The sequence below is a fragment of the Bacillus sp. JK74 genome (assembly GCF_053663395.1).
In genome coordinates, this window is the sequence record NZ_JBSJQB010000003.1 from 227,570 (window position 1) to 239,396 (window position 11,827).

Annotated in this window: 12 protein-coding genes and 1 riboswitch; of the genes, 11 read left to right on the top strand and 1 reads right to left on the bottom strand. The window is 47.3% G+C overall.

The window, feature by feature from the left end:
• The first annotated feature begins 84 nt into the window (after window positions 1–84).
• The 4 genes from ACWJJ5_RS11290 (at window position 85) to ACWJJ5_RS11305 (ending at window position 5,554) form a co-directional block, all read left to right on the top strand.
• Window positions 85–1,575 (top strand): alpha-N-arabinofuranosidase, encoded by a 1,491-nt coding sequence (locus ACWJJ5_RS11290; RefSeq protein ID WP_454022408.1) that lies wholly within the window; start codon window positions 85–87, stop codon window positions 1,573–1,575.
• Between the two features lie 152 nt (window positions 1,576–1,727).
• A complete protein-coding gene (trxA, locus tag ACWJJ5_RS11295) occupies window positions 1,728–2,042 on the top strand; it encodes a thioredoxin (RefSeq protein ID WP_003152560.1) in 315 nt (104 codons plus the stop codon).
• A 143-nt stretch (window positions 2,043–2,185) separates the two neighbouring features.
• Window positions 2,186–3,958, top strand: a complete 1,773-nt coding sequence (gene uvrC / locus ACWJJ5_RS11300) for an excinuclease ABC subunit UvrC (protein WP_071391533.1) — start codon at window positions 2,186–2,188, stop codon at window positions 3,956–3,958.
• Window positions 3,959–4,019: 61 nt separating this feature from the next.
• Window positions 4,020–4,199, top strand: a riboswitch (Lysine riboswitch).
• Window positions 4,200–4,324: 125 nt separating this feature from the next.
• Complete coding sequence (locus tag ACWJJ5_RS11305; RefSeq protein WP_454022409.1) at window positions 4,325–5,554, top strand: aspartate kinase; 1,230 nt, start codon at window positions 4,325–4,327, stop codon at window positions 5,552–5,554.
• 46 nt (window positions 5,555–5,600) lie between these two features.
• Here ACWJJ5_RS11305 and ACWJJ5_RS11310 read toward each other — a convergent pair whose 3' ends face one another.
• Window positions 5,601–6,047 carry a YslB family protein gene (locus ACWJJ5_RS11310; RefSeq protein ID WP_077722664.1) on the bottom strand — a complete coding sequence of 149 codons (447 nt, stop codon included), beginning with the start codon at window positions 6,045–6,047 and terminating at the stop codon, window positions 5,601–5,603.
• 296 nt (window positions 6,048–6,343) lie between these two features.
• Here ACWJJ5_RS11310 and sdhC point away from each other — a divergent pair, with 296 nt between their 5' ends.
• The 7 genes from sdhC (at window position 6,344) to racE (ending at window position 11,802) form a co-directional block, all read left to right on the top strand.
• Window positions 6,344–6,952, top strand: a complete 609-nt coding sequence (sdhC, locus tag ACWJJ5_RS11315; RefSeq protein ID WP_003152571.1) for a succinate dehydrogenase cytochrome B558 — start codon at window positions 6,344–6,346, stop codon at window positions 6,950–6,952.
• A gap of 33 nt (window positions 6,953–6,985) precedes the next feature.
• The gene (gene sdhA, locus ACWJJ5_RS11320; protein ID WP_003152573.1) at window positions 6,986–8,746 is read left to right on the top strand and encodes a succinate dehydrogenase flavoprotein subunit; all 1,761 of its coding nucleotides are present in this window, start codon (window positions 6,986–6,988) and stop codon (window positions 8,744–8,746) included.
• A 2-nt stretch (window positions 8,747–8,748) separates the two neighbouring features.
• Complete coding sequence (gene sdhB, locus ACWJJ5_RS11325) at window positions 8,749–9,507, top strand: succinate dehydrogenase iron-sulfur subunit (RefSeq protein ID WP_003152575.1); 759 nt, start codon at window positions 8,749–8,751, stop codon at window positions 9,505–9,507.
• A gap of 59 nt (window positions 9,508–9,566) precedes the next feature.
• Window positions 9,567–10,004, top strand: coding sequence for an acyl-CoA thioesterase (locus tag ACWJJ5_RS11330; RefSeq protein ID WP_003152577.1), 438 nt, complete (start codon window positions 9,567–9,569; stop codon window positions 10,002–10,004).
• Between the two features lie 120 nt (window positions 10,005–10,124).
• The gene (gene gerE / locus ACWJJ5_RS11335; RefSeq protein ID WP_003152579.1) at window positions 10,125–10,349 is read left to right on the top strand and encodes a spore germination transcription factor GerE; all 225 of its coding nucleotides are present in this window, start codon (window positions 10,125–10,127) and stop codon (window positions 10,347–10,349) included.
• A 186-nt stretch (window positions 10,350–10,535) separates the two neighbouring features.
• Window positions 10,536–10,976 carry a MarR family winged helix-turn-helix transcriptional regulator gene (locus ACWJJ5_RS11340; protein ID WP_003152580.1) on the top strand — a complete coding sequence of 147 codons (441 nt, stop codon included), beginning with the start codon at window positions 10,536–10,538 and terminating at the stop codon, window positions 10,974–10,976.
• Between the two features lie 7 nt (window positions 10,977–10,983).
• The gene (gene racE, locus ACWJJ5_RS11345; RefSeq protein WP_012118125.1) at window positions 10,984–11,802 is read left to right on the top strand and encodes a glutamate racemase; all 819 of its coding nucleotides are present in this window, start codon (window positions 10,984–10,986) and stop codon (window positions 11,800–11,802) included.
• Window positions 11,803–11,827 lie beyond the last annotated feature (25 nt).

Here is an 11,827-nt window from a genome sequence, read left to right on the forward strand (position 1 = left end):
TTACAAACTTATCCAGTCAGCATACATCCCAGATAGATCGGCTGTAGTGCTTTCATTCTTATTAAGGGGAAGGAATGATCAAGTTTGTCTCACAATACGGCAGTCATTCAAACTGATATCACACGGGGAACCATTAATAAAAACATATACGGACATTTCGCGGAACATCTGGGAAGAGGCATATATGAGGGCATCTGGGTCGGAAAAGATTCCGATATTCCGAATACCGGAGGGGTCAGGACGGATGTCGCCGCCGCCCTCAAACAGCTTCAGATTCCCGTCCTCAGGTGGCCGGGCGGCTGTTTTGCTGATGAATATCATTGGGCGAACGGCGTAGGGAAACGCAAAACCATGCTGAATACCCATTGGGGCGGGACGATTGATTCTAATGAATTCGGCACGCACGAGTTTATGATGCTTTGTGAAATGCTCGGATGCGAACCGTACATCGCCGGAAACGTCGGCAGCGGAACGGTTAAAGAAATGGCTGATTGGATTGAATACATGACGTTTGAAGCAGGCACCCCGATGTCTGACTGGAGAAAAGAAAACGGGCGGGAAACACCGTGGAAGCTGAAATATTTCGGAATAGGAAATGAGAACTGGGGCTGCGGCGGAAACATGCATCCTGAGTATTATGCCGACCTTTACCGAAACTTTCAAACCTATGTCCGCAATTACAGCGGTAATGAAATCTATAAAATTGCCGGCGGCGCGAATGTCGACGATTACCGCTGGACTGAAATTTTAATGAAAAAAGCCGCTGATCTCATGGACGGGCTGAGCCTGCATTATTACACAATACCGGGCGACTTCTGGAAGGGGAAAGGATCAGCGACGGAGTTTACGGAAGATGAATGGTTCATCACGATGAAAAAAGCGGCGCATATGGATGAATTGATCACAAGGCACAGCGCCATCATGGATCAGTACGATCCCGAAAAAAGAGTCGGGCTGATCATTGATGAATGGGGCACGTGGCTTGATCCTGAGCCGGGCACGAATCCGGGCTTTCTGTATCAGCAGAATACGATCCGCGACGCCCTTGTCGCCGCCGCGCATTTTCACATTTTTCATCAGCACGCAGACCGCGTACAGATGGCCAATATCGCGCAAACCGTCAACGTGCTTCAGGCAATGATCCTGACAGAAGGGAACGATATGCTGTTGACGCCGACGTATCATGTGTTTGATATGTTTAAGGTGCACCAGGACGCATCTCTTTTAGCCTCAGAAACAATAGCGGCCGGGTACGAATGGAATGACGGCCGGCTCCCGCAAGTCAGCATTTCAGCGTCCAAACAGCAAAACGGAGACATACATATCAGCATTTGCAATATCGATCATCTGCACAAAGCTGACGTGAAGATTGAACTGCGGGGCATGAAAAAGACAGGGACGCCTTCGGGAACGATTCTGCACGCGGAAAAAATGAATGCCCGCAATACATTCAGCAGTCCGGAAAACGTCAAACCGAAGCCGTTTTCCGGGTTTGCTCAAAAGGGAGGAAAACTTGAGGCGGAGCTTCCTCCGATGGCGATTGTATTAATCACGCTGCCTGCGGATCCATCTTAAGTTTTGAACGCCCGCCGCCCGGTTATAATACACTGTATAAATAAGATTATTTCCGGCGGGTTCGGGAGAAAATAATATAAGCATTAAATTAGCATGAACGAATGGGAGATGCTATACTAAAAATCATCATTTGACAATTGGAGGAATAACAAATGGCTATCGTAAAAGCAACTGATCAATCGTTCTCAGCTGAAACAAGTGAAGGTGTCGTATTGGCTGATTTCTGGGCTCCTTGGTGCGGACCTTGTAAAATGATCGCGCCCGTTCTTGAAGAGCTTGATCAAGAAATGGGAGACAAATTGAAAATCGTCAAAATCGACGTGGATGAAAACCAAGAAACTGCCGGTAAATACGGCGTCATGAGCATCCCGACACTTCTCGTGCTAAAAGACGGAGAAGTCGTTGAAACATCTGTCGGCTTCAAACCGAAAGAAGCTCTTGAAGAGCTTGTAAACAAACATCTGTAAGCCGAAAGCTTCCGTTACGGCAGGGCGATTCCTTTGAAAGGGAATCGCCTTTTTTTGATCTTCCAAAAGCTGAGAATGGAGAAAAACAAATGTTCGTGATACACTGAATGGACACGAGAAATGAATGTAAGGAAGGGTAACGTATGAATAAACAACTGAAAGAAAAGCTGGCCCTCCTTCCCGATCAGCCGGGCTGTTATTTAATGAAAGACCGTCAAAAAACAGTCATCTACGTGGGGAAAGCGAAAGTCTTGAAAAACAGGGTGCGGTCTTATTTCACCGGTTCTCACGACGCAAAAACCCAACGGCTTGTGACGGAGATTGAGGACTTTGAATATATCGTGACTTCCTCCAATCTTGAAGCGCTTATTTTGGAAATGAATCTGATTAAAAAATACGATCCGAAATACAACGTCATGCTGAAAGATGATAAAACCTATCCCTTTATAAAAATCACCCATGAACGCCATCCTCGGCTGATTGTCACCCGGAATGTCAAAAAAGACAAAGGACGCTATTTCGGCCCGTATCCGAATGTGCAGGCGGCGCGGGAAACGAAAAAACTGCTGGACCGCCTTTACCCGCTCAGGAAATGCTCAAAGCTTCCGGACCGCGTCTGTCTTTATTATCATCTCGGACAATGCCTCGCCCCATGTGTAAAGGATATATCTGAGGAGACAAACCGCGAGATTGTTGAAGACATCACCCGTTTTTTAAAGGGAGGGCATAACGAAATCAAAAAAGAGCTTGAAGCGAAAATGGCAGAAGCGGCCGAAAAGCTTGAATTTGAACGGGCTAAAGAATTCCGCGACCAGCTTGCTCACATCGAATCGACGATGGAGAAGCAGAAAATGACCATGAATGACCTTCTGGACCGCGATGTGTTTGCATATGCCTACGATAAAGGCTGGATGTGCGTCCAAGTCTTTTTTATACGCCAAGGAAAACTGATCGAACGCGATGTCAGCATGTTTCCGATGTATCAGGAAGCGGATGAAGAGTTTCTGACCTTCATCGGCCAGTTCTATTCCAAAAACAATCACTTTCTGCCTAAGGAAATTCTGGTGCCTGACAGCGTTGACAGGGACATGATCAGCGAGCTGTTGGAAACCGCCGTGCATCAGCCGAAAAAAGGCCCGAAAAAAGAGCTGCTTTTGCTTGCGCACAAAAATGCGAAAATCGCCCTGCGGGAAAAATTCTCGTTAATCGAGCGGGATGAGGAACGGTCAATCGGTGCAGCCGAACGGCTTGGCGACGCACTGAATATTTACACGCCGCATCGGATTGAAGCGTTTGACAACTCCAATATTCAAGGCACAAACCCCGTATCGGCCATGATTGTCTTTATAGACGGAAAACCGAATAAAAAGGAATACCGCAAATATAAAATTAAAACCGTAACAGGGCCTGATGATTACGGCTCAATGAGGGAAGTCGTCAGAAGAAGATACACGAGGGTGCTCCGCGAAAACCTTCCGCTGCCGGATTTAATCATCATTGACGGCGGAAAAGGGCAGATTAACGCGGCGCGCGACGTGCTCGAGAATGAGCTCGGCCTTGATGTCCCGGTAGCGGGATTGGCGAAAGATGATAAACACCGGACATCGAACCTGTTGATCGGCGACCCGCTTGAACCGGTGTTTCTGGAGCGGAACAGCCAAGAGTTTTACCTGCTTCAGCGCATTCAGGACGAAGTTCACCGTTTTGCGATCAGCTTTCACAGACAGATCCGGGGAAAAAGCGTCTTTCAATCCGTTCTGGATGATATCCCCGGAATCGGCGAAAAACGCAAAAAAATGCTCTTAAAACATTTCGGATCTGTCAAAAAGATGAAGGAAGCAAGCCTTGACGATATCAAAAAAGCCGGTGTCCCGGCCGCGGCGGCCCAGCTGCTGTTTGAAAAATTAAAAAAATAGTATTGTGCTTTCCTGAAAAATCTGCTAGAATGTGAACTAATTTCATAAGATCGTGTTATATGGTGAAGATAGAGGTGCGAACTTCAATAGTAAGCCTTTGGAGAATGATGGATTCTGTGAAAAAGGCTGAAAGGGGAGCGTCGCCGAAGTGTATCACATCCCATCGGTGTGATTTGCTGGCCTTGCATTAAATAAATGTAAGGCTGTCAAGAATTCATTTTCTTGGAGGGCTATCTCGTTGTTCATAATCAATCGTAATGATATGAAAAAGCAATGAGAGCTATTCCTCTCATTGCTTTTTTTATTGTGGACAAAACGCTCTTTTCTCCTCACCCGCACGAACCAAAATGTAAAGGGTGGTCTAGTATGGGTCTTATCGTACAAAAATTCGGAGGCACTTCCGTGGGCTCTGCCGAAAAAATTCAAAATGCCGCAAATCGCGCCATTGCTGAAAAGCAAAAAGGCCATGATGTCGTAGTCGTCGTTTCGGCAATGGGAAAATCAACCGACGCGCTCGTTAACCTCGCGGCTGAAATCACATCTGAACCAAGCAGACGCGAGATGGATATGCTTTTGTCTACGGGGGAGCAGGTCACGATTTCGCTTTTGGCCATGGCGCTTCAGGAAAAAGGATATGACGCCGTCTCTTATACGGGCTGGCAGGCGGGTGTCCGCACGGAAGCCGTTCACGGCAATGCGAGAATTACGGATATTGATATCACGGCGATTCGTTCGCAGCTTGCAGAAGGCAAAATTACAGTCGTTGCCGGTTTTCAGGGCGTAACGGAAGACGGCGGCATCACGACGCTCGGACGGGGCGGTTCCGATACGACGGCGGTCGCTCTTGCAGCAGCGCTGGATGCGGATAAATGCGACATTTATACAGATGTTCCGGGCGTATTTACGACAGATCCGCGGTATGTCCGGTCAGCGAGAAAACTGGCGGGGATTTCTTATGATGAAATGCTGGAGCTTGCAAATCTCGGAGCGGGTGTTCTTCACCCGCGGGCGGTTGAGTTCGCAAAAAACTACCAAGTGCCTTTAGAAGTGCGGTCAAGCACGGAGCATGAAGCCGGAACATTAATTGAGGAGGAATCATCAATGGAGCAGAATTTAATCGTCAGAGGAATTGCATTTGAAGACCAGATCACAAGGGTGTCCGTTACGGGCCTTGCAAGCGGACTGACAACACTTTCAACAATCTTCACCGCGCTGGCAAAACGAAACATCAACGTTGACATTATTATTCAGACACAGTCGGACGATGGGGAAGCGGATATTTCTTTCTCAGTGAAAACGGAAGATGCCGCGCAAACGGTCGCCGTGCTTGAAGAATATAAAAACGCGCTTAACTATGAAAAAATTGAAACCGAAAGAAAACTGGCGAAAGTCTCCATTGTCGGGTCGGGCATGGTTTCAAATCCCGGCGTCGCCGCGGACATGTTTGCCGTACTGGCGGAAAAAAATGTACAAGTCAAAATGGTAAGCACATCCGAAATAAAAGTATCAGCGGTTGTCAGCGAAAATGATATGGTGAAAGCGGTCGAAGCGCTTCATGACGCGTTTGAGCTTTCTAAACAGCCGTCTGCCGTATAAACGGGCAGGCAAAAAGGCGGGACTTTTGAGTCACCGCCTTTTTCAATTATACAGGGTCCTTCATATCCCATTTTACGGTCAGGACGACTTTATCCGCTCTCTTTTTTACCTGTTCATAAGATTCTGCAATCTGATCGTTCATCAATTGAATCTGTTCGGCTATAAAACCGGCTTCAAGCTGGAAACAAGGCTCTTTCTGATGTTTGAGCCTGTTGGACACGAGCGGTCCTTCCAGTTCAAATTCCAATTCTTGTTTTTTTGATCCTGCGTTTGTCAAAGTTCCCCAGCCGGCTTTTTCAAAAAAGGCGGGGATTTCTTCCCACGATTGAAGAGGAAATTTGCGGGCGAGGCGTTTTCCCGCCCAATACATCATCGATGAATGATCCGGGCCGAGGATATCCGGAAGCACGATTTCCCGGATTAATTCGTAGCCGTATGCGCTGACGTCGAGTTCAGTTAAAGGTTCTAAAGCTGCTTCATAATTATTCTTCATATTATGTATTCCCCTCTCTCCTTCGTTTATTATAGCTTAAACAGGGGGGAGGATTACAGGATGATCCTATAAAACCCGTGAAAAAAAGTGAGAAAGATATCGCAGGAAAATAAAATTTTCCCTCCAGATAATCAATTCCGAAAATTATAATTTATGTACACGTTTTCTTGACGCCCTTTTGAGGGAGGAGTAAAATGAAATTGTCAATAAATTTTAATAAAGTGCTTACAATTGAAACGAAGTGGGGGCAGAGATTTTAGTACATTTCGCACTTAAATCAAACAGGGGGTAAAGTAATGTCTGGGAACAGAGAGTTTTATTTTCGAAGATTGCATTCCTTGCTCGGTGTTATTCCGGTCGGCATCTTTTTGATCCAGCATTTAGTCGTCAACCAATTTGCCGCAAGGGGAGCGGATGCGTTTAACAAGGCGGCCGGCTTTATGGACAGTCTGCCGTTCAGGTATGCGTTAGAAATTTTTATTATTTTCTTACCTTTAATTTATCATGCGGTTTACGGTGTGTACATAGCATTTACTGCGAAAAACAACGCTGGCCACTACAGTTATTTCAGAAACTGGATGTTTGTGCTTCAGCGTGTCACTGGTATTCTCACCCTTATTTTCGTCAGCTGGCATGTGTGGCAGACGCGGATTGCCGCGCAGATGGGCGCTGAAGTCAACTTCGATATGATGGCGAATATTCTGAGCTCGCCGTTTATGCTCGGTTTTTACATTGTAGGCGTTTTATCGGTCATTTTCCACTTTTCAAACGGCTTATGGTCTTTTGCGGTCACATGGGGGATCACGGTTACGCCGCGTTCTCAAAGAATTTCGACTTACGTGACGCTGATTATATTTTTAGCGCTTTCATACGTAGGTTTAAAAGCGATTTTTGCGTTTGTGTAAGAGAACTAGATTACTAGAGGGAGAGGGGCTATCATGAGTCAATCAAGCATTATCGTAGTCGGCGGGGGTCTAGCCGGCCTCATGGCGACAATTAAAGCAGCGGAATCAGGCACGGCCGTTAAATTGTTTTCCATCGTTCCGGTCAAACGCTCTCACTCGGTCTGCGCGCAGGGCGGGATAAACGGAGCTGTCAACACAAAAGGGGAAGGAGACTCTCCGTTTGAGCATTTTGATGACACGGTATACGGAGGCGACTTTTTGGCAAACCAGCCTCCTGTAAAAGCGATGTGTGAAGCGGCGCCGTCCATTATCCACTTATTGGACCGCATGGGGGTTATGTTTAACAGAACGCCGGAAGGGCTCTTGGACTTCCGCCGTTTCGGGGGTACACAGCATCACAGAACCGCTTACGCGGGAGCGACGACGGGTCAGCAGCTTCTTTACGCACTGGACGAGCAGGTGCGCAGATATGAAGTGGCGGGTCTCGTCACAAAATACGAAGGCTGGGAATTCCTCGGCGCCGTTCTTGATGATGAGCGCACGTGCCGCGGTATCGTAGCCCAAAATCTGACCAATATGCAAATCGAGTCATTCCGTTCTGACGCCGTTATTATGGCGACGGGAGGACCCGGAATCGTATTCGGAAAATCAACAAACAGCATGATCAACACGGGATCTGCCGCATCAATCGTCTATCAGCAGGGCGCTTATTATGCAAACGGCGAATTTATCCAAATTCACCCGACAGCAATCCCGGGGGACGATAAACTGCGTCTGATGAGTGAATCGGCGCGCGGCGAGGGCGGAAGAGTCTGGACGTACAAAGACGGAAAACCTTGGTACTTCCTCGAGGAAAAATATCCGGCTTACGGAAACCTCGTGCCGCGGGATATTGCGACACGTGAAATCTTTGACGTGTGCGTGAATCAGAAACTCGGCATCAACGGAGAAAACATGGTGTATCTCGATCTGTCGCACAAAGATCCGAAAGAGCTTGACGTTAAGCTTGGCGGCATTATCGAAATCTATGAAAAATTCATGGGCGATGATCCGCGCAAGCTTCCGATGAAAATTTTCCCTGCCGTTCACTATTCAATGGGCGGACTGTGGGTTGATTATGATCAGATGACAAGCATCCGCGGACTGTTCGCAGCGGGTGAATGTGATTATTCAATGCACGGAGGAAACCGTTTAGGGGCGAACTCTCTGCTTTCCGCCATCTACGGAGGAATGGTGGCCGGACCGAATGCGGTGAAATATGTTTCCGGACTTGAAACATCAGCGGAAGACCTGTCTTCTTCATTATTTGATTCCTATGTGAAAAAAGAAGAAGAAAAATGGGCCGATATCATGAAGATGGACGGCGACGAAAATGCCTACGTGCTTCACCGTGAGCTCGGAGAATGGATGACGGCCAACGTCACGGTGGTCCGCCACAACGACAAGCTTTTGAAAACGGATGACAAAATCCAAGAGCTGATGGAACGCTTTAAGAAAATCAATATCAACGATACGACAAAATGGAGCAACCAAGGGGCGATGTTCACCCGCCAGTTCTCCAATATGCTTCAGCTTGCCAGAGTCATCACGCTCGGCGCATATAACCGAAATGAAAGCCGGGGAGCGCACTATAAACCGGATTTCCCTGAAAGAAATGACGATGAGTGGCTCAAAACGACGATGGCTAAACATGCCGGTCCGTTTGAAGCTCCGGAATTTGAATATCAGGATGTCGATGTATCACTGATTGCGCCCCGTAAACGCGACTACTCGAAGAAGAAGGTGGCGAAATAATCATGAGTGAGAAAAAGATACGGTTTATCATTACACGCCAGGATACGCCCGAAAGCGCGCCATACGATGAAGAATTCGAAATCAATTACCGCCCGAATCTGAACGTGATTTCCGCCCTGATGGAAATCCGCAGAAATCCCGTGAATGCAAAAGGAGAGAAAACCACTCCGGTCGCATGGGACATGAACTGTCTTGAAGAAGTATGCGGCGCCTGCTCCATGGTCATCAACGGAAGACCGCGCCAGTCATGTACTGCGCTGATTGATAAGCTGGAACAGCCGATCCGTCTGAAGCCGATGAAAACATTCCCGGTTGTCCGTGACCTTCAGGTTGACCGCAGCAGAATGTTTGATTCACTGAAAAAAGTGAAAGCATGGGTGCCGATTGACGGAACTTACGATTTGGGGCCGGGGCCGAGAATGCCGGAAAAACGCCGCCAGTGGGCATATGAATTGTCTAAATGCATGACATGCGGCGTCTGCCTCGAAGCCTGCCCGAACGTCAACAGCAAGTCGAAATTCATGGGGCCTGCCCCGATGTCGCAAGTGCGTCTGTTTAACGCCCATCCGACGGGCGCGATGAACAAAGCAGAACGTTTAGAAGCTTTAATGACAGACGGCGGCCTCGGAGATTGCGGGAATTCACAAAACTGTGTGCAATCCTGCCCGAAAGGCATTCCGCTTACGACTTCAATCGCTGCTTTGAACAGAGATACCAATTTACAAGCATTCCGTAATTTCTTCGGAAGCGACAGAGTATAAGAAAGAGAAAAAGAGCCTCTTCCGCACGGGAGAGGTTTTTTTATAAGGAGCTGAAGGTGATGAAACAACCGCAATATATTGATATCCCGTTTGAAGAATGGAGACAGTCGTTTTCTTTCTTTACTGAAGTATCGGTTCGTTTTTCAGAAACGGATATGTTCGGCCATATGAATAATGTAACCCCTTTCATCTATTTTGAAGAAGCACGGATCGCTTATTTTAAACAGCGGGGCATGACGGCGCAAAACTCGGAAACGATGACGGTCGTCGCAAGCCAGCAGTGCGACTATATGCGTCAGGTGATGCCGTATGAAAATCTGCGGATTTATGTGAAAGCAAGCGCTGCCGGAAATGCGTCCGTCACCCTTCATTACCTTGGAGAAAATGAGTCGGGCCTGCCGTGCTTTACAGGTTCCGTCGTTATGGTTCAAGTGTCGAAGAAAAGCGGCAAAGCGGTCAGCTGGACGGAGCGGGAGAAAGGCATTCTGCTCGCCTGAACGGATAACTATTTCTCTAAGAGACGTCACCTCCGAAGCGCCCTTTACATATGATATCTTGACTATATAAACCCATTCGTTTCAGATTCGCTCTCACCTTAGCAAGGAGGGTTACAATACTTGAAGGAGAAAGATTTTCAATCAAAGCCGCTGCTGACCAAAAGAGAAAGAGAAGTATTCGAATTGCTCGTTCAAGACAAGACAACAAAGGAAATTGCAAGCGAGCTATTTATCAGTGAAAAAACTGTACGGAATCACATTTCAAATGCCATGCAGAAGTTAGGTGTGAAAGGGCGTTCGCAAGCTGTTGTCGAGCTTCTTAGAATGGGTGAGCTAGAGCTCTGATTCTTGCCGGTTTTCCTTCTTTACGAGAAGGAGCCGGTTATTTGCGTTGGCGCCCGGGCTGATGGGCATGCGGTGAAAATCCCGGTTTTTCCTTTTTCTCCGTCAGTCTTGCATTTTCTTAAAAAAAGAAGGAAAATAGACACGGAGCGCATAGCCCAGAAAGATCCTTGAGTGAGGGATGGACAAATGACATCAAAATCTGTAGAGCATGTTGCGGATATCGAAAAATCACTCCGCCATATCGCTGCGATCATTAAACAAAAAGGAAGAGAAATCCTTAACCAATATGCAATTACACCGCCGCAATTCGTGGGGCTTCAATGGCTTTATGAATTGGGGGATATGACAATAGGCGAATTATCAGGCAAAATGTATTTGGCTTGCAGCACGACGACGGATCTGATAGACCGCATGGAAAAAAATAAGCTTGTCGAGCGGGTCAAAGACCCGGCTGACAGACGGGTCGTCAGAATTCATCTTCTCGCTGAAGGAGAACGCATTATCCAAGAAGTGATTTTGAAAAGACAGGCTTATTTGCGGGATATGTTTGCGACATTTTCCGAAGAAGAAACAGCCGCTTTCGAAAAATCATTATTGAAACTGCAGCATGAAATGAAAAGAAAATGAGGCGATTTTGTTGGAACAGCCGATAGGAGTCATTGATTCCGGGGTTGGCGGGTTAACCGTTGCTAAGGAAATCATGAGACAGCTACCGAAGGAAAATATCATCTATGTGGGAGATACAAAACGCTGCCCGTACGGCCCGCGTCCTGAAGAAGAAGTTCTTCAATACACGTGGGAAATGACCGATTACCTGCTGGAAAACCACCATATCAAAATGCTCGTGATCGCCTGTAATACGGCCACGGCCATTGCCTTGGAGGATATTCAGCGTAAAACGGATATTCCGGTTGTCGGCGTCATTCAGCCGGGTGCGAGAACGGCGATAAAGGTCACGAAAAACCAGCATATCGGCGTCATCGGCACGGTCAATACCATTAAAAGCAGAGCATATGAGCAGGCGCTGCTCGGGTTAAACGCAGAACTTCAAGTTGAGAACACGGCTTGTCCGCTGCTCGTGCCGTTTGTGGAAAGCGGACGGTTTCTTCAGGAATCAGCGGAGGAAGCGGTTGAAGCATCGCTTGAACCTTTAAAAGGTACATCAATTGACACCTTGATTTTAGGATGTACGCATTATCCGATTTTAAAAGACCCGATTCAGAATTATATGGGAGAGCATGTGAAAATCATTTCCTCCGGAGACGAGACGGCGAGAGAAGTGAGCACCATCTTGTCTTATAAAGGTTTGTTAAACCAATCGAAACATGCACCGGAGCATCAATTTCTTACAACGGGAGAGCGGAACGGCTTCGCAAAAATTGCCGAAGACTGGTTCGGCCACGAAATCGGCCATGTCGAGTGCATCTCCCTTCAAGAGCCGGTCAGAAAATAAATCAAAAAAACCCCGCTGTTTACGG